This window comes from Actinoplanes sp. NPDC089786 (assembly GCF_040684855.1).
Classification (GTDB): domain Bacteria; phylum Actinomycetota; class Actinomycetes; order Mycobacteriales; family Micromonosporaceae; genus Actinoplanes.
Genome location: NZ_JBFBGU010000002.1, coordinates 23555 through 40513, shown reverse-complemented (window position 1 = coordinate 40513; position 16959 = coordinate 23555). Strand labels below are relative to the sequence as shown.

16 protein-coding genes are annotated in these 16959 nt (G+C 71.0%); 4 read left to right on the top strand and 12 right to left on the bottom strand.

Annotated features, from left to right (window positions below; genetic code table 11):
• The 4 genes from AB0O15_RS11025 to AB0O15_RS11010 all read left to right on the top strand — a co-directional run bounded on the left by AB0O15_RS11025 (position 1) and on the right by AB0O15_RS11010 (position 4340).
• Positions 1 to 1137, top strand: a complete 1137-nt coding sequence (locus AB0O15_RS11025) for an acyltransferase (RefSeq protein ID WP_364317238.1) — start codon at positions 1 to 3, stop codon at positions 1135 to 1137.
• A gap of 213 nt (positions 1138 to 1350) precedes the next feature.
• Positions 1351 to 2562 (top strand): cysteine desulfurase-like protein, encoded by a 1212-nt coding sequence (locus AB0O15_RS11020; protein WP_364317236.1) that lies wholly within the window; start codon positions 1351 to 1353, stop codon positions 2560 to 2562.
• Positions 2563 to 2758: 196 nt separating this feature from the next.
• A complete protein-coding gene (locus AB0O15_RS11015; RefSeq protein WP_364317235.1) occupies positions 2759 to 3169 on the top strand; it encodes a DUF3224 domain-containing protein in 411 nt (136 codons plus the stop codon).
• A gap of 70 nt (positions 3170 to 3239) precedes the next feature.
• Complete coding sequence (locus tag AB0O15_RS11010; protein ID WP_364317233.1) at positions 3240 to 4340, top strand: cellulose binding domain-containing protein; 1101 nt, start codon at positions 3240 to 3242, stop codon at positions 4338 to 4340.
• Positions 4341 to 4438: 98 nt separating this feature from the next.
• Here the strand turns inward: AB0O15_RS11010 and AB0O15_RS11005 are convergent, their stop codons facing one another.
• The 12 genes from AB0O15_RS11005 to AB0O15_RS10950 all read right to left on the bottom strand — a co-directional run bounded on the left by AB0O15_RS11005 (position 4439) and on the right by AB0O15_RS10950 (position 16837).
• On the bottom strand, positions 4439 to 5326 hold the full coding sequence (locus AB0O15_RS11005) for an oxidoreductase (protein WP_364317232.1): 888 nt from the start codon (positions 5324 to 5326) through the stop codon (positions 4439 to 4441).
• 472 nt (positions 5327 to 5798) lie between these two features.
• Positions 5799 to 6530 (bottom strand): ABC transporter ATP-binding protein, encoded by a 732-nt coding sequence (locus tag AB0O15_RS11000; RefSeq protein ID WP_364317230.1) that lies wholly within the window; start codon positions 6528 to 6530, stop codon positions 5799 to 5801.
• 4 nt (positions 6531 to 6534) lie between these two features.
• Positions 6535 to 8136 carry a benzoylformate decarboxylase gene (gene mdlC, locus AB0O15_RS10995; RefSeq protein WP_364317229.1) on the bottom strand — a complete coding sequence of 534 codons (1602 nt, stop codon included), beginning with the start codon at positions 8134 to 8136 and terminating at the stop codon, positions 6535 to 6537.
• A complete protein-coding gene (locus tag AB0O15_RS10990) occupies positions 8136 to 8903 on the bottom strand; it encodes an ABC transporter permease (RefSeq protein WP_364317227.1) in 768 nt (255 codons plus the stop codon). The genes mdlC and AB0O15_RS10990 overlap by 1 nt, the downstream gene beginning before the upstream one ends.
• Complete coding sequence (locus AB0O15_RS10985; protein WP_364317225.1) at positions 8900 to 9664, bottom strand: ABC transporter permease subunit; 765 nt, start codon at positions 9662 to 9664, stop codon at positions 8900 to 8902. The genes AB0O15_RS10990 and AB0O15_RS10985 overlap by 4 nt, the downstream gene beginning before the upstream one ends.
• Positions 9661 to 10626, bottom strand: a complete 966-nt coding sequence (locus AB0O15_RS10980) for an ABC transporter substrate-binding protein (protein WP_364317223.1) — start codon at positions 10624 to 10626, stop codon at positions 9661 to 9663. The genes AB0O15_RS10985 and AB0O15_RS10980 overlap by 4 nt, the downstream gene beginning before the upstream one ends.
• Positions 10627 to 10688: 62 nt before the next feature.
• On the bottom strand, positions 10689 to 11846 hold the full coding sequence (gene rhaI, locus AB0O15_RS10975; protein ID WP_364317222.1) for an L-rhamnose isomerase: 1158 nt from the start codon (positions 11844 to 11846) through the stop codon (positions 10689 to 10691).
• On the bottom strand, positions 11843 to 12160 hold the full coding sequence (locus AB0O15_RS10970; RefSeq protein ID WP_364317220.1) for an L-rhamnose mutarotase: 318 nt from the start codon (positions 12158 to 12160) through the stop codon (positions 11843 to 11845). The genes rhaI and AB0O15_RS10970 overlap by 4 nt, the downstream gene beginning before the upstream one ends.
• Positions 12161 to 12179: 19 nt before the next feature.
• Complete coding sequence (gene rhaS / locus AB0O15_RS10965; RefSeq protein ID WP_364317219.1) at positions 12180 to 13259, bottom strand: rhamnose ABC transporter substrate-binding protein; 1080 nt, start codon at positions 13257 to 13259, stop codon at positions 12180 to 12182.
• Positions 13260 to 13288: 29 nt separating this feature from the next.
• Positions 13289 to 14335 carry an ABC transporter permease gene (locus AB0O15_RS10960; RefSeq protein ID WP_364317218.1) on the bottom strand — a complete coding sequence of 349 codons (1047 nt, stop codon included), beginning with the start codon at positions 14333 to 14335 and terminating at the stop codon, positions 13289 to 13291.
• Positions 14328 to 15335, bottom strand: a complete 1008-nt coding sequence (locus tag AB0O15_RS10955; RefSeq protein ID WP_364317216.1) for an ABC transporter permease — start codon at positions 15333 to 15335, stop codon at positions 14328 to 14330. Before AB0O15_RS10955 ends, AB0O15_RS10960 begins: the two co-directional genes overlap by 8 nt.
• Positions 15332 to 16837, bottom strand: a complete 1506-nt coding sequence (locus tag AB0O15_RS10950; protein ID WP_364317215.1) for a sugar ABC transporter ATP-binding protein — start codon at positions 16835 to 16837, stop codon at positions 15332 to 15334. The genes AB0O15_RS10955 and AB0O15_RS10950 overlap by 4 nt, the downstream gene beginning before the upstream one ends.
• Positions 16838 to 16959 lie beyond the last annotated feature (122 nt).

Sequence of the window (16959 nt, the reverse complement as noted above, 5' to 3'; positions counted from 1 at the left end):
ATGCCTGCCGTTTATCGCGCGGACACCGCGCCCGACACGACGCCCGTCCCGCCGAGGAAGGAACGCAGCCGCTACTTCGACTTCCTGCGCGCCGCCGCGCTGGTCCGGGTGTTTCTGTACCACATGTTCCCGGCCGCCTGGCTGGCGATGATCTTCCCGTCGATGGGCGTGATGTTCGCGCTGGGCGGCTCGCTGATGGCCACGTCGATGCAGCGGTCGGTGGAGCAGGCGATCACCGGCCGGCTGCGCCGTCTGCTGCCGGGGCTGTGGGCGATGGCCGCCCTCGTGGTGCCGGCGATGCTCCTGCTGCCGTGGCCGGGCCGCCCCGACCTCACCCACCTGGCGCTGTGGGTCTTGCCGATCGTCGAGCCACCCGCGGCGCGGTGGGCGGCACCCGTCGAGGGCGTGCTCTGGTACCTGGTCGCGTACCTCTGGCTGGTTCTGCTCTCTCCGCTGCTGCGGCGGATCTATCGCCGGATCGGGCTGGTCGCGGCCGTGCTGCCGGTGGTCGCGGTGTTCTTCTGGGACTACCTGGAGTGGCCGGTGCCGGCCCGGGCGGAGTCGGCGGTGACCGACGTGCTGACCTTCGCCGGCTGCTGGATCCTCGGCTTCGCCCACCAGGCCGGCGTGCTGAGGCGGATCCGATGGGCGGTGCTGGGCCCGATCGCGGCGGTGCTGGTTGGCGCGGGCTTGGCGTGGACGATCACGCACCCGGGGGAGGAGGGCATCGACCTGGCCAACGAGCCGGTGACGTACGCGATCTACTCGGCCGGCTTCGTCCTGCTGCTGTTCCGCGTCCACCCGCAGATGGCCTGGCTGAAGCGGGTCCGGCCGCTGAACGGGCTGGTCAACTTCTGCAACGCCCGCGCGGTGACGATCTACCTGTGGCACAACGCCGCGATCGCGCTGGTCTTCGCGGCCGCCGAGCGGTACGAGCTGGAACGGATCGGCGACAACCTGGAGATGGCGGCGCTGTTCGTGCTGGCGCTGGGCCTGGTGGCGGTGTTCGTGGCGCTGCTGGGCTGGGTGGAAGACGTCGCCGCCCGCCGCCCGGTGTCGCTGCTGCCGTGGAGCAAGGTCCCGGCCAGCCGCCCGCGCAAGGAACAGCCCGAGTGGTGCGGCCCGGTCTGGTTCTGACCGGTCGGTGGATGGGGCCGCCCCCGTGTACGGCCCCATCCACCTGCCCCTACCAAGAACGCCGGGCCACGACGTTCTCGCTGTGTTCGGCACCAGCGTCGGCGGCCACCCGGTCCCGGCGGAACCGGTGCGGCCCATCGCCGAACAATCAGCTTTGTCCGGGCAGGTCAGCGAATTGTCCGCAGCCGTTCGCGAACAAATAGGGTCAGGCGTATGGAGCTCGACGTCGACCGGATCCGGTCCGCCTACCCCGCCCTGGCCGAGGGTTTCGTCCACTTCGACGGCGCCGGGGGAACCCAGCCGGCCGCCCCGGTGATCGCCGCCATCACGGCCACGATGAGTACGGCCGTGGCCAACCGTGGCACCGCCTCCGCGCCGGCGCGCCGCTCCGGCGAGATTGTCGCCGCGGCCCGGAGCGCGGTGGCCGACCTGCTCGGCGGCCGCCCCGACGGGGTGGTGTTCGGCCCGTCCGCGACCGCGCTCACCTACCTGGTGGCGCGCACCCTGGCCCAGGGCTGGGGCCCGGGCGACGAGGTGGTGGTGTCCCGCCTCGACCACGACGGCAACGTCCGCCCGTGGGTGCAGGCGGCCGCCTCGGCCGGTGCCACGGTGCGCTGGGCCGACGTCGACGTGGCCACCGGCTCGCTGCCGGTCGGGCAGTACCAGGACCTGATCGGCCCGCGTACCCGCCTGGTCGCCGTGACCGCCGCCAGCAACGCGACCGGCGCCGTACCCCCCGTTCGTGAGATCGCGGACCTCGCCCACGCGGCCGGCGCCCTGGTCTACGTCGACGGCGTGCACGCCACCGCCCACCGCCCGACCGACGTGGTCATGCTGGGCGCCGACTTCTACGTGACCAGCGCCTACAAGTGGTCCGGCCCGCACTACGCCGCGGTGATCGCCGACCCGTCCACCTGGGCGCCGCTGGAGCCGGTCAAGCTCGTCCCGTCACCGGCCCAGGCCCCCGACCGCTTCGAGTACGGCACGCTCAGCTTCGAGCTCCTGGCCGGTGTCACCGCGGCCGTCGACCACCTGGCCGGCCTGTCGGCGCTGGCTCCCGCCGCCCTCGACCGCCGAGCCCGGCTGACCGCGAGCATGACCGCCGTCGCCGCCTACGAGAACACCCTGGCCGGCCGCCTCCTGACCGGCCTGACCGAGATCGACGGCGTCACCCTGTGCGCCGCGCCGGCCGGCCGCTGTCCCACGGTGTCGTTCCGCCTCGGCGACCAGCCTCCGGCCGACACCGCCCGCATCCTCGGCGAACAGCGCATCTGCGTCTCCCACGGCGACTACTACGCGGTCGAGTACTTCGAGGCGGCCGGCCTGCGAGCCACCGGCGGAGCGGTCCGTGCGAGCATTTACCACTACAACACCGAGCCCGAGATCGACCGCCTCCTGGACGAACTGTCCAGGATCAAGCACTGACCTCGCTCGCCCGACGATCTGCCGCCAGGTCGCGGCGGTCAGCGGGCGGGTGGAGGGCGATCGCTCAGCCCGCTCCCGGTCGCCCAGCCCGTTCCCGGTCGCCCAGGGCTTTGCCGACGCCGGCGGGCGCTGCCTCGCGGCCTGACGGTTGGCCAACCTGACACAGCTTGTCAGTGATCTGGCCTACGTTGTCCCGATGCGAGCAACAGGAACGTTCGAGGTGGCCGCCTTCGACGCCGCCCCGGTGCCGCCACCGTCCATCGCGACGGCGGTCCCGGTCGGCGTGGCGACCATGCGCAAGCTCTACACCGGCGAGATCGCGGGGGAGTCGGCCACGCTGTTCACATCCGCGTACGACCAGACGACCGGCGCCGGGACGTACGTGGCGATGGAGTCCTTCCGCGGCACCGTGGCCGGCCGGTCCGGGGCCCTGAACTTCGCCCACTCGGCCACCACCACCGGCGCCGACCGGGCGGCCGAGTTCTTCGTGATCGTGCCCGGCAGCGGCACCGAGGCACTGGCCGGCATCACCGGCGCCGGCGGCCTGACCGTCGAGCCCGACGGCACCCACCGCGTCTGGTTCGACTACGACTTTCCGGCCCTCTGAGAGGACGCCTCACGAGAGATAGCGTACCGTCGATGGGAGCGCTCCCATCTCGTCCTCGTGAGGAGTACCGATGAAACGCTTCCTCGCCGCGGCCCTCGTCCTGGTCGCCGGCTCCGTCACCGCCATGGTCGTCGCCACCGGGCCGGCGCAGGCCGACACCCGGATCTGCGAGCAGTACGGCAGCACCACGATCCAAGGCCGGTACGTCGTCATGAACAACCGCTGGGGCACCAGCGCCGAGCAGTGTATCAACGTCACCGCCACCGGATTCGCGATCACCAGCCAGCAGGGCGTCGGCAACACCAGCGGCGCGCCGGTCTCGTACCCCGCCGTCTTCTACGGGTGCCACTACACGAACTGCTCACCCGGCACCGTCCTGCCCCGCCGGGTCAGCGACATCAGCAGTCTGACCAGCAACATCACCTACCGGTACGTGAGCGGGGCGACCTACGACGCCGCGTACGACATCTGGCTCGACCCGGCACCGCGCACCGACGGCGTCAACGCCATGGAGATCATGATCTGGTTCAACCGCCAGGGCAACATCCAGCCCATCGGTTCCCCGGTCGGCAACACCACCATCGGCGGCCGTTCGTGGCAGGTGTGGCAGGGCAGCAACGGCTCGAACAACGTCATCTCGTACGTCGCACCGTCCGCGATCACCAGCTGGAACTTCAGCGTCCTCGACTTCATCACCGACGTCCGCAACCGCGGCGCCATCACCTCGTCGTGGTACCTGACCAGCCTCCAGGCCGGCTTCGAGCCCTGGATCGGCGGCGCCGGACTGGCCGTAGAGTCCTTCTCCACCACGATCAACTCCGGCGGAACACCCCCGCCCGACCCCACGCCCACGTCCTCGTGCCGCGTCACCTACGCCGCCGACTCGTGGAACAACGGCTTCACCGCGAACGTGACCGTCACCAACACCGGCAGCACCCCCGTCAACGGCTGGACGCTGGGCTTCACCCTCCCGCCCAACCAGGCCGTCACCAGCTCATGGAACGCCACCCTGACCGGCAGCAGCGGCCCGCTGACCGCCCGCAACATCTCCTGGAACGGCACCATCCCACCCGGCGGCAACGCGACCTTCGGCTTCCAGGGCACCCACGCCGGCTCCTACACCTCCCCGTCACAGTTCACCCTCAACGGCTCCACCTGCACGACGGCCTGACACGCCCCCCGACGACGCTCGGCGTTGATCAGTCGAAGTAGTTCGACGTGCCGTGCTCGGGGTTCAGCGGGAACGGCTTGACGTGCCGAGTTCGTGGTTCAGTCGAAATCGGTGGACGTGCCGAGCTCACGCCATTGCTCGAGCTCGGCACGTTGCCGGTCGAGCACCCCGCCGAACGCCTCCACCGCATCCGCCCCGAGCACCAGCACCGAGGGCGGCGCCGCCGACTCCACCGCGGCGATCATCACCCGTGCCGCCTTGTCCGGGTCGCCGGGTTGGGTCCCGTGCACCCGGTCGTTCTCCTTGCGCCGCGGCCCGGCCGTGCTCGCGTAGTCCCCGATGGCATCAGCCGACTGCGTCAGCGACCGCCCGGCGAAGTCCGTCCGGAAGAGCCCCGGCTCGACCGCGAACGCCCTGATCCCCAGCGGCTCCAGCTCCGCACGCAGCGACCCGGTCAGCCCTTCGAGCGCGGCCTTGACCGCGGCGTAGTACCCCGACCCAGCCGGCGAGATCCGCGCCCCGATCGACGAGATGTTCACAATCGTCCCGCGCCGCCGCTCCCGCATCCCCGGCAGCACCGCCTTGATCAACGCAACCGCCCCGAAGAAGTTGGTGGCGAACAACCGCTGCACATCCGCGTCGTCCCCTTCCTCAACCGCGGCCCGATACCCATACCCAGCGTTGTTGACCAGCACATCCACCCCGCCGAACCGCTCTTCGGCCCGCGCGACAGCGCCGGCGACCTGACCCCCGTCGGTCACATCCAGCGCCACAGCGAGCGCAGTCTCCGGATAGCCGTCAACAAGCCCGGCAACCGCCCCCACATCACGAGCCGTCACCACAGCGTTGTCACCGCGAGCAAGCACGGCCCCCGCAAGCGCCCGCCCCAGCCCACTCGAACATCCCGTGATCAACCAGGTAGTCATCCCGCCATTCAACCCCAGCCCCACCCCGGCCGCCGCCTGGCCATGATCGACCACGCCCACGTGGTACCCAGCGGCCCGAGACGCCCCAAGATCAAATCCCGATCTCGTACGCAGTAAGCAAATGCCCAGTTCGGCCACCGGCGCCGTCTCCGCGCCCAGCCCTTTGCTCTGCGCACATATATATGTGCGCAGAGCAAAGGGGCCACGGGAGGGAGTGGCGGGGAGGCGGTGTCCGCCGGCATGGCCACCCGCTCAGTCGCATCTCGCGAAACATCAAGGCGCGGTGTGGTCCCGGGCGCAGCCGATGAGCGCTTCGCGACGGCTGCCCACCCAACGTCGGGATGAGCGCGCGAGAAGGGCCGTGCCCCGGCGAGGCTGGCCGCGGCGAGATGTGCTGCGGCGAGATGTGCTGCAGCAAGGTCGGCTGCCGCGAGGGCGGGCTGCGGCGAGACAGCCGTGGCGAGGGAGCTGTGGCGGGAAGGGCTGTGGCGAGAGGTGCTGTGCCGGGAGCGGTCGCAGCGATGGGCAGGGGCTATGTGCGGCCGCGGACGAGGCGGCCCACCTCGGCTCTCAGCTTGACGAAGTCGGGCTGCTCGCGGGTGGTGATCTGGTCGCGGTCGGGGCCCAGGCGGACCGGGAGGTCGGCCCGGATCGAGGCGGGGGCGCCGCCCAGGACCACCACCCGGTCGGCGACGTAGACGCTCTCGTCGATGTCGTGGGTGACGAACAGGATGGTCATGTCGTTGCCTCGGACGGCCAGGAGCAGGTCCTCCAGGTCCTCGCGGGTCTGGGCGTCGACCGAGCCGAACGGCTCGTCCATCAGGAGCAGGGCGGGGCGGTAGGCGAGGGCCCGGGCGATCGAGACGCGCTGCTGCATGCCGCCGGAGAGTTGCCACGGGTGTTTGCGGGCGGCGTCGGACAGGCCTACCTGGGCCAGGGCGGCCAGGGCGGCTTCGTGGCGGGAGGCTCGGGTGCCGCCCTTGTGGCGCAGGGGCAGCGCCACGTTGTCGGTGACGGTCAGCCAGGGCAGCAGGGAACGGCCGTACTCCTGGAGGACGATCGCCACGTTGTGGGGTACGCCGTCGGCTCGGATGGTGCCCTCGCCGGGTGGGAGGAGGCCGGCCACGCATCGGAGGAGGGTGGACTTCCCGCAGCCGGACGGGCCGACGATGCTGACCAGCTCGCCGTCGGCCACGCTCAGGTGCACGTCGCGCAGGACGGTGTGGCCGGCGTACGCGTGACCGAAGCCGTTGATCTCCAGCACGGGCTCAGGCTTCCGGCTGGTAGGCCGCGGCGGACCCGGCGGCGACGGGAACCTCGAGCAGGTACGGGCCGTCGGCGGCCAGGGCCGTGTTCAGCTCGCGGGTGAGCGAGGCGGCGTCGGCGACCCGGGCCGCGGCGCAGCCAAGACCCTGGGCGACGCTCACGAAATCGATCTGATGGATGTCGGTGCCGACCAGGTCCGCGGCGCCGAGCCGGCGGCCGAGCGCCTTCACCGCCTCGTACCCGCGGTTGTTGAGCACTACGAAGGTGACTGGCGCCCGGTGACGCGCGGCCGTCCACAGGGCCTGGATCGAGTACATGCTCGAGCCGTCGCCGACCACGCACACCACGCGTTCGTCGCGGCCGGCGGCGAGGGCCCGGCCGACCGCCAGCGGCAGGCCCCAGCCCAGCGCGCCGCTGCCGGTGGTGAGGAAGCCGCCGGGGCGGGTGATCGGGAAGCGGGCGTGGAACAGTTCGCGGTGGCTCGGGATCTCCTCGACCACGATCGCCTCGCCGGGGACCAGCGCCCGCAGGGTGTCGATGGCCAGCGCCGGCTCGATCGGGTCGAGGCGCGGCACGGCGCCCGGGCGGACCCGGACCGGCGGTGACGCCCGGTATCGCTTCTCCACCAGGTCGAGCAGCACGCTCAGCCCGGTGTTCACCGTGGAGAGGATGTTCGTCCCGGCGGGCGCCCATGCGGCCTGCGCGGGGTCGCAGTCCATGGTGAACAGCCGCGCGTCCGGCGGCAGCATCGGCCCGTCGGTGTGCACGTGGTACTTGAAGATCGGGCCGCCCACGGCGAACACCACGTCGTGGCCGTCGAGGGCGCGGGTGATCTGGTCGCGTACGGGCGGGAGGAAGCCTTGGAAGAGCCGGTGGTCCTCGGGGAAGCCGGAGCGGGCCGACAGCGGCGTGAGCCAGACCGCGGCGGTGACCCGTTCGGCCAGTTCGACCGCGAGGTCCTGGGCGTCGTCCTCGTCCACCCCGGCGCCGATGACCATCGCCGGGCGGCGGGCCCCGTTCAGCGCCGCCGCCACCTCGGCCAGCGCAGCCGGGCTCGCGGTGAAGTCGGTGTGCAGGTCGCGGTCGGGCACCGGGGCGGCGGGGTGGTCCCAGTCGTCCTCCGGGACCGAGACGAAGACCGGGCCGCGCGGCGGGGTCATGGCCACCCGGTACGCCTCGGCCACCGCGGCCGGCACGTCCTCGGCGCGGTCGGGCTGGACGGCGAGCTTCACGTACGGCCGGGGGAACTGGGCCGGCTCGTCGGCGGCGAGGAACGGGCGGGTGGTCAGCATGGCCCGGGTCTGCTGGCCGGCGATCACGAGCAGCGGCACCCGGTCCCGGTACGCGTTGAACACCGCGCCCAGCCCGTGCCCCACCCCGCCGGCCGAGTGCAGCTGGACCACCCCGGCGACGCCGGTGCCGATGGCGTGCCCGGCCGCCCCGGCCACCGCGATCGACTCCTGCAACGCCAGCACGTACGTGAAATCGGCCGGCCAGTCCCGCAGCATCCGGATCTCGGTCGAGCCGGGGTTGCCGAACACCGTGTCCACGCCCTGCCGGCGCAAGAAGTCGAAGACCGCGTCGCGTACGGTGAGCTGGTCCATCAGAGACCTCCGGTCCGATGCCGCCGCAACGCGCGACGTTCCACCACGAGCAGCAGCGTATTGAGCAGGTACCCGAGCACGCCGAGCAGCACGATGGCCGACCACACGGTCGGCAGGTCGGAGCGGCTCTGCGCGTCGGTGAGCTGGAAGCCGATGCCGTCGGCGGCGCCGGGCAGCAGCTCGGAGAAGACCATCAGGATCAACGCCAGCGACAGGCTGAGCCGCAGCCCGGCGAAGATCTTCGGCAGTGACGACGGCAGGATGATCCGGCGCAGCCGGTCGGCCGGGCCGATCCGGAAGACCCGCGCGGTGGCGATCTGCACCGGGTCGACCGTTCGGGCGCCGTCGGCGGTGTTGAGCAGGATCGGCCAGACCGCGCTGACCGCGATCGACACGATCTGCATGGCCGACCCCAGGTGCATCAGCACGATGAACACCGGGACCAGCGTCGGCGGCGGGATCGCCCGGGCGAACTGCAGCAGCGGGTCCAGGTAGTCCATCAGCCGCGCCGACCGGCCCAGCGCCAGCCCTAGCCCGACCCCGGCGAGCGTGGCCACGGCCAGCCCGGCGGCCATCCGGCCCAGGCTGGGCAGCAGGTTGTCCACGGCATCCGGGGTGAGGACGAAGGGGCCGCTGAACCACAGCTCGTACATCCGCTTCACGGTCGCCGAGGGCGGTGGGAAGAACACGTCCTGGGTACGCCGGGCCGCCAGCTCCCAGAGCCCGGCGACGAGCAGCGGCACCGCCCAGCGAACCGCGATCCTCATCGCCCGTGCCACCCGAAGGCGCGCCGGGAGAAAACCACCAGCACGGCGTTCACCAGCAGCCCGAGCGTCCCCGCCCAGACCGTGCCGGCGAGCACGTCCAGGGTGCCGGCCACCGCCTGCTGCGCCTGGGCGATGAACACGCCCAGCCCGTCGCCGAACCCGGCCAGGATCTCGGTCCCGACGGCCAGGATGAGCCCGACCGCGGCGGCCAGGCGTACCCCGGTGGCTATGAACGGCGCCGCGGCGGGCAGCGACACCCGCCACATCACCTCGGCCCGCCCGAACCCGAAGACCCGCAGCGTGTCCCGGGGCACCGGGTCGACCTCGCTCAGCCCGTAGATCGTGTTGAACAGCACCGGCCACACCGCGGCGTAGACGATCAGCGTGACCTCGGTGGTCAGCCCGGCGCCGAGGATCAGGCTGACCAGCGGGATCAGCGCCACCGACGGGATCGGCCGGAGGAACTCCAGCACCGGCCGCAGCGCCGCGCCGACCGCCGGGACGCCGCCGAGCAGCAGCCCGAGCGTCACCCCGATCAGCACGGCCAGGGCCAGCCCGGCGGCCCAGGCGGTGACCGTGGTCGCGAGGTCGCCGAGGAAGCCGGGTTCGGCGGGCAGTCGGGCCGCCCGGGCCAGCACGGCCGAGGCCGGCGGCAGGAAGTCGCGGGGGATCGCGCCGGTCGCGGCGAGGATCTCGCTGAGCGCGACCGCGGCGGCCACCCCGGCCGGCCCGCGGAGCCACCGGCCCGGTGTCGGGGTCATGCGGCCGTGAACACCACGGTCTTCACGTCGAACGGGCCGGGCAGCAGCTTCTGCGACGTCATCAGGTCGGCCAGCTTCTGCAGCCCGGTGGGGTCGCCGGCGGTCGGGTACGCGGGCAGTTGCGCGTTCTTGGCGGTGGTGGCGTCCACCTTGGCGTACCCGGGCAGCACCCGTTCGACCAGCGCCCGGTCGCCGGAGGCCAGCGCCTGCCCCTTGAGGATGGCCCGCTGGAACGCGGCCGCGGTCTTCGGGTTCTTCGCCGTCCACTCGTCGGTGGAGAGGTAGCCGCTGATCGGCAGCCCGTCGACGGCGCCGGTGCCCGCGTCGAGGGCCATCCGGGCGGGCAGCGTCGCGGTGATCGCGGTGCCGAACGGTTCGGCGGTCAGGGCCGCGTCGACGTCGCCGTTGGCGAGCGCCTTGTCCATCTGCGGGAACGGCACCGCGCGGTACTTGACGGTCGCCGGGTCGACGTTGCCGGCCCGGAGCACCTCGTTGAACGTCAGCGACTGGATGTTGTTCAGGATGTTCACCGCGACGTTCTTGCCGGCCAGGTCGGACACCGACCGGATGGGGGAGCCGGGCAGCACCACGAGCTGCAGGAACCGCGGCGCGACGGCGGCCGCCGGGGCCAGCACGCGCAGTTTCATCGTGCCCTGCTGGTGGGCCTGCAGGAAGGTCACGTAGTTGCCGCCCGCGATCACGTCGACCTGGCCGTTCTTGAGCGCCGGCAGGGCGGCCAGGCTCTGCGCGACCGGCTCGACGGTGACCTCGAGCCCTTCGGCCTCGAAGAGCTTGCGCTCCTGGGCGATGTGCAGGGCCACGACGTCGAGCAGCGGAAGCGCGGCGACCGTGATCGTCTTCTTCTCCAACCCGTTGCCGGCCTCGGGCTCATCGTTACCGCAGGCGGTGATCGAGACCAGGAGGAGTGCGCTGACGGCGGCGACGACGCGATTCCCACGCATAGGTACAAGTCAATACCTGGGGTGGTTTCCGCACAACCCCATTCGATCCCGGTCGAATAGGGTCAGGCCCCCCACCCGGCCTGCTCGCCGCCCACGCGCTCGGCGACGATCTTCTCCTGGTAGCCGCTGCGCTTGTAGGCGGCGATCGGGTCGGGGTCGAGGCCGGCGTCGGCGCGGACCTCGCCGAGCAGCGGCCGCACGTCGGTGTTGTAGGCGTCCATGATGACCGCGTTGGCCTCGAGGACGTCGCCGTCGTTCTGCGCCTTGGTCAGCGCGTCCCGGTCGACCAGCAGCGCCTTGGCCGTCGCCTCCTGCACGTTCATCACCGAGCGGATGATGGCCGGGATCTTCGCCTCGATGTTGTGGCACTGGTCGAGCATGAAATTGATGCCGTACGCCGGGTCGAGCGCGTCGCCGCGGACGATCTCGTACATGATGCGGAACAGCTGGAACGGGTCGGCGGCCCCGGCCATCAGGTCGTCGTCGGCGTAGAAGCGGCTGTTGAAGTCGAACGCGCCGAGCTTGTTCTGCCGCAGCAGGAACGCGACGATGAACTCGATGTTGGTGCCCGGGGCGTGGTGGCCGGTGTCGATGCAGACCGTGGCCCGCTCGCCCAGCTCGATGCAGTGGGCATAGGACGTGCCCCAGTCGGGGACGTCGGTGGCGTAGAAGGCCGGTTCGAACAGCTTGTACTCCAGCAGGAGGCGCTGGTCGCCGGTGAGCCGGTCGTAGGCCTCGCGGAGCGCCGCGTGCAGCCGGTCCTGCCGGTTGCGCAGGTCGTCCTGGCCGGGGTAGTTGATGCCGTCGGAGAACCACAGCTTCAGGTCACGTGACCCGGTGGCGTCCATGATGTCCACACACTCGAGCATGTGGTCGGTGGCCTTACGGCGTACCCCCGGATCGGGGTTGGTCACCGAGCCGAGCTTGTAGTCGTCGTCCTGGAACACGTTGGCGTTGATCGCGCCGAGCTTGATGCCCTTCTCCTGCGCGTACGCGGACAGCGCCGCGTAGTCCGCCACCTTGTCCCACGGGATGTGCAGCGCGACCGTCGGCGCGACCCCGGTGAACTGGTGCACGACCGCCGCGTCCGCGATCTTCTCCTCGGGCGAGCGGGGCACGCCGGCCTGGGCGAACACCTTGAAGCGGGTGCCCGAGTTGCCGAAGGCCCAGGACGGCGTCTCGATCCGCTGGGCGGCGAGCGAGCGCTTGACGTCGGTCATGACGACTCCAAATGAAATACCTCGGTGAGCAGGGGGAGCCCCTCGGCCGGCGTGGCGCCGCCGAAGAACTCCGCCATCTCAGCCTGCCAGCGGGTGTTGACGTCCAGCGCCTCCATCGCCGCCTGGGACGCCGTCAGATCGTCCGCCTCGACGTAACCGATGAGCAACCCGTCGGCGCGGAGGAAAAGCGAGTAGTTACGCCAGCCGGTGGCCCGAAGCGCGTCCTGCATCTCGGGCCACACGGCTTGGTGCCGCTCCACATACTCCGGGATCAGCTCGGGGCGGACCCGGAGTTCGAAGCAGTATCGGGGCATGTGCTGAGCCGATCGAAACCTAGAAGTTGAACTGGTCGATGTTCTCGGGGGTGAACTCGGTCGGCGGGCCGAGCACGATCTCACCATCCTTGCCGACGGTGTAGTCGCCGAGCTTGCCGGCCTTGAACTTGTCGCCCTCGGCCCCGGTGATCTGGCCCGAGGAGAGCGCGACGCCCGCGTACGCGGCCAGGTAGCCGATGTCGGCCGGGTTCCACAGGGCGAACTTCTTCACCGTGCCGTCCTTGACGTACTGACGCATCTGGTTCGGCAGGCCGAGCCCGGTGACCTGAACCTTGCCCTTGAAGCTGGAGCTCGACACGTAGCGGCCCGCGGCGGCGATGCCGACCGTGGTCGGCGCGACGATCACCTTGAGGTTCGGGTACGACTGGAGCAGGCCCTGGGCCTCCTGGAACGACTTCTGGTCGTCGTCGTTGCCGTACGCGGTCTTGACCAGCTTGAGCTTGCTGTTCGCGGGCTTGGCGAGCTCGGTCTTCATCACGTCGATCCAGGCGTTCTGGTTCGTGGCGTTCGGGGTGGCGGACAGGATGGCGATCTCGCCCTCGCCGCCGGCCAGCTCGCTGGCCATCTTGACCAGGCTCTCACCGATGCCCTGGGTGGTGGCCTGGTTGATGAAGACGTCGCGGCAGTCCTTGGACGCGTCCGAGTCGAAGCCGACGATCTTGATCTTCGCCTGCCGGGCCTGCTTGAGCGACGGGCAGACCGCGTTCGGGTCGTTGGCCGCGATCGCGATCACGTCCTGCTGCTGCTGGATCAGCGTGTTGATGTAGCTGACCTGCGAGGAGGCGGCGGCGTCGTTCGGGCCGACCAGCTTGTACTCGCCCTTCAGCTCGCCCAGGGCGACCTTGCCGCCACTGACCTCGACGTCGGTGTACGGGTTGTTCAGCTGCTTGGGCAGGAAGGCCATCTTGACGCCCTCCTTCAGCTTCGCGTTCGGGTCGGCGCTGGCGCCGCCGGCCGGGGCCGAGGCGCCGGCGTCACTCTGGTTGTCCCGGGTGGTGCCGCTGCAGGCGGCGGCGCTGAACAGCGCGACCGAGGCCGCGGCCGCCGCGAGCACGCGCCGGCGGGTGGAGTTGCTCATTTTCAGGCTCCTGACTGGAGGGGGATATCTCATCGGGCGGCGGCGGATCGGAGACGACGCCGCTGCCAGGTGGTGCGGATCGAGGTGACGATGTTGGGCAGCAGGACCGAGGCCACCAGCAGGACGCCGGTGACGATGTTGAGCGCCTGGCCGGAGACGTCCTCCAGACGAAGCGCGTTCTGCAGCGCGGCGAGCAGGACCACACCGGCGAGTACGCCGGGCAGGGTGCCCTTGCCGCCGAAGATGGAGACGCCGCCGAGCAGGACGGCCGCGACGACGGCCAGTTCGAGCCCGGCGCCGTTGTCGGCGCGGGCGCTGGAGTAACGCAACGTCCACAGCACCCCGACCAGGCCGGCCACGGCGCCGCTGACCACGTACAACCAGAATTTGGTCCGGGCCACCCGGATGCCGGAGAAGTGCGCGGCCTGGGCGTTGGCGCCGATCGCGTAGAGCGAGCGGCCGAACGGCGTGGCGTGCAGGACGACCCCGAAGATCAAGGCCAGGATCACGAGCAGGATGAGGACGTTCGGGACGCTGCCACCGCCGATGGTGCCGGTGACCCAGCCGGTGTAGGCGGCCGGGAAGTCGGCCACCGCGCTGTCGCCCAGCACCACCAGCGCCAGACCGCGGTAGAGCGCCAGCGTGCCGATGGTGACCGCCAGCGACGGCAGGCCGAGGCCGGTGACCAGGAAGCCGTTGACCGCGCCGAGGATCGCCCCGATCACCACGCAGAGCGGGATGATCGTCTCGATGCTCAGGCCCTGCGTCCAGAAGGCGCCCATCAGCGCGCTGGTGAAGCCCAGGGTGCTGGCCACCGACAGGTCGATCTCGCCGGTCACGATGATGAACGTCATCGGCAGCGCGACCAGCGCGATCGGGAGCAGGTCGAGGACCAGGAAGGTGAAGTTCCGGCTGGTCCCGAAGTTCTCGACGCTGAGGGAGGCCACGACCAGGACCACGACGGTCAGGGTGACGATGATCGCGTCCCAGCCGATCCGCCGGCGGAGGCGGTCCGGGGCGGCGGCCGGAGCCTCCGCCGCGGGCGCCGGGGCCGGCGCCGTCGTCTGCTCAGACATGCGAGTCCCTCTTCCGGAGCGAGCGGGCGAGCCGGACCGCGACCAGGCGGTCGGCGCCGATGGCCAGGACGATCAGCGCGCCGACGATGGCCTGCTGCCAGAACTGGTTGATGTCCAGCACCGCCAGAGCGCTGCCGATCACCGTCAGCAGCAGCGCGCCGAGGCCGGCGCCCCAGACCGAGCCGGAGCCGCCGAACACGGCCACCCCGCCGACCACCACCGCGGCCACCACGTTCAGCTCGTAGCCGGTGCCGGCGGAGGCGTCCACGGTGCCGAACCGGGCCGCGAACAGCACCCCGGCCAGGCCGGCCAGCGCCCCGCTGAGCAGGAACGCGCCCAGCAGGTTGCGGGCGACCTTGATGCCGGCCAGCTCGGCCGCCTGCGGGCTGGAGCCCATCGCGTAGAGCTCGCGGCCGGCCCGGTAGTTGCGCATCATCAGCGACACACCACCGACCACCACGATCGCGATCAGCACCAGCCAGGGGACGCCGAGCAGCGAGTCGTTGGCGAAGCTGAGGAAGTGGGGCGGCAACTCGTCGGCGTTGACCTGCGAGCCACCGGCCCACGAGTAGGTGACGCCCCGGTAGATGTAGAGCGTGCCCAGCGTGACCACCAGCGCGGGCACCCGGCCGTACCGGACCAGGACGCCGTTGAGCAGGCCGCAGACCGCGCCCACGGCGATGCCCACGAGCAGCGCCACGATCATCGGCAGGCCGGGGCGGGCGCTCATCATGGTCGCCACGGTGAAGGCGCTGACGCCGAGCACCGAGCCGACCGACAGGTCGATGTTGCGGGTGATGACCACGACCGCCTGCCCGGCCGCCATCACGGCCAGGATCGCGGTGTTGAGCAGGATGTCCCGGATGCTCTGCCCGGAGAGGAAGCGCGGGTTCCCGATCGCGGTGTACGCGACCAGCAGCACGAGCGCGATGACGATGCCAAGCTCGCGCGCCTTGAACAGCGAACCGATCCTCGGGGTCTTCACGGCGAGAGTGGTCATGATGCGACCTTCTGCCCCATGGCCGCGTACATGACCGTCTCCTCGGTGGCTTCGGCCCGGGTCAGCTCGGCGGCCACGTGCCCCTCGCGGAGCACCACCACACGGTCGGCCATGCCGAGCACCTCGGGCAGTTCGGACGAGACCATGACGACGGCCATCCCGTCGGCGGCCAGCTGGGACATCAGCCGGTGCACCTCGGCCTTGGTGCCGACGTCGATGCCGCGGGTGGGCTCGTCGACGATCAGCAGCCGGGGCGCGGTGGACAGCCACTTGGCCAGCACGACCTTCTGCTGGTTGCCGCCGGACAGGGTGCCCACCGGGTCGGTGAGCCGGCCCAGCTTGGTCTGCAGCTTCCGGGTCCAGGCGTACGCCTCGTCGCGCTCGGTCGTGCCCAGCAGCAGCCCGAGCCGGGCGAGCTTGCGGGCCCGGGGCAGCGTCACGTTGCGCTCGATCGACAGCTCCATGACCAGGCCCTGCTGGCGGCGGTCCTCGGGGACCAGGGCCAGCCCGGCGGCCATCGCGGCGCGCGGCGAGCCGGGCTTGAGCCGCTTGCCGAGGAAGCGCACGGTGCCCGAGTCGTACGGGTCGACCCCGAAGACGGCCTGCATGACCTCGGAGCGGCCGGCGCCGACCAGACCGGCCAGGGCGACGATCTCGCCCGACCGTACGGTGAAGGACACGTCCTTGAACACGCCCGCCCGGGACAGGTTCTCGACCTCGAGCACCACGTCGCCGGCCGGCACGTCCAGCTTGGGGAAGAGCGCGCTCAGGTCACGGCCGACCATCCGGCGGATCATGTCGTCGACGCTGAGGTCGGCCACCGGCTCGGTGCACACGTGCTTGCCGTCGCGCATGATGGTGATCCGCTGGCAGAGCCGGGTGATCTCCTCGAACCGGTGCGAGATGAACAGGATCGCCGCGCCTTCCTCGCGCAGCGACCGCACCACGGCGAACAGCCGCTCGACCTCGACGCCGGAGAGCGCCGCGGTCGGCTCGTCCATCACCAGGATCCGCGCCTCGCTGGACAGCGCCTTGGCGATCTCGACGATCTGCTGGTCGGCGATGGACAGGCCGCGGGCCGGCCGGTCCGGGTCGAGCTGCACGCCGAGCCGCTGGAACAGCCGGGTCGCCGCCGCGCGCATCGCCTTGCGATCGATCTGGCGCAGGCGGGTCAGCGGCTGGTTGCCCATCGCGATGTTCTCGGCCACCGACAGGTCGGGGAAGAGCGTGGGCTCCTGGTAGATGACCGCGATGCCGGCCGCCTTGGCGTCGGCCGGGCCGGCGAAGTCGACCGGTGAGCCGTTGACCACGAGCCGGCCGGTGTCCGGCCGGTGCACGCCCGCCAGCATCTTCACGATGGTGGACTTGCCGGCGCCGTTCTCACCGACCAGGGCGTGCGCCTCGCCGGGGTAGAGGGGGAAACTGACGCCCTGGACCGCGGCGACCGCCCCGAAGGACTTGGTCACATCGACGACGTCGAGCACGGCTTCGGTAGCCGCCACAGCCACCTCCGGGTAGTTGTTGAAATGTTTCAGTCGGCGTAGGGTCGAACGTAGGTGGCCCGCATCACACGTGTCAAGAACGAACCCGTAACTTGTCTGAAACGCAGAGGAAGTTCGAGGTA

Excerpts from the sequence above, each read along its gene's own strand:
- AB0O15_RS11025 (WP_364317238.1), top strand. The coding sequence starts at position 1 with ATGCCTGCCGTTTATCGCGCGGACACCGCGCCCGACACGACGCCCGTC.
- AB0O15_RS11020 (WP_364317236.1), top strand. The coding sequence starts at position 1,351 with ATGGAGCTCGACGTCGACCGGATCCGGTCCGCCTACCCCGCCCTGGCC.
- AB0O15_RS11015 (WP_364317235.1), top strand. The coding sequence starts at position 2,759 with ATGCGAGCAACAGGAACGTTCGAGGTGGCCGCCTTCGACGCCGCCCCG.
- AB0O15_RS11010 (WP_364317233.1), top strand. The coding sequence starts at position 3,240 with ATGAAACGCTTCCTCGCCGCGGCCCTCGTCCTGGTCGCCGGCTCCGTC.
- mdlC (WP_364317229.1), bottom strand. The coding sequence starts at position 8,136 with ATGGACCAGCTCACCGTACGCGACGCGGTCTTCGACTTCTTGCGCCGG.
- AB0O15_RS10990 (WP_364317227.1), bottom strand. The coding sequence starts at position 8,903 with ATGAGGATCGCGGTTCGCTGGGCGGTGCCGCTGCTCGTCGCCGGGCTC.
- AB0O15_RS10985 (WP_364317225.1), bottom strand. The coding sequence starts at position 9,664 with ATGACCCCGACACCGGGCCGGTGGCTCCGCGGGCCGGCCGGGGTGGCC.
- AB0O15_RS10980 (WP_364317223.1), bottom strand. The coding sequence starts at position 10,626 with ATGCGTGGGAATCGCGTCGTCGCCGCCGTCAGCGCACTCCTCCTGGTC.
- rhaI (WP_364317222.1), bottom strand. The coding sequence starts at position 11,846 with ATGACCGACGTCAAGCGCTCGCTCGCCGCCCAGCGGATCGAGACGCCG.
- AB0O15_RS10970 (WP_364317220.1), bottom strand. The coding sequence starts at position 12,160 with ATGCCCCGATACTGCTTCGAACTCCGGGTCCGCCCCGAGCTGATCCCG.
- rhaS (WP_364317219.1), bottom strand. The coding sequence starts at position 13,259 with ATGAGCAACTCCACCCGCCGGCGCGTGCTCGCGGCGGCCGCGGCCTCG.
- AB0O15_RS10960 (WP_364317218.1), bottom strand. The coding sequence starts at position 14,335 with ATGTCTGAGCAGACGACGGCGCCGGCCCCGGCGCCCGCGGCGGAGGCT.
- AB0O15_RS10955 (WP_364317216.1), bottom strand. The coding sequence starts at position 15,335 with ATGACCACTCTCGCCGTGAAGACCCCGAGGATCGGTTCGCTGTTCAAG.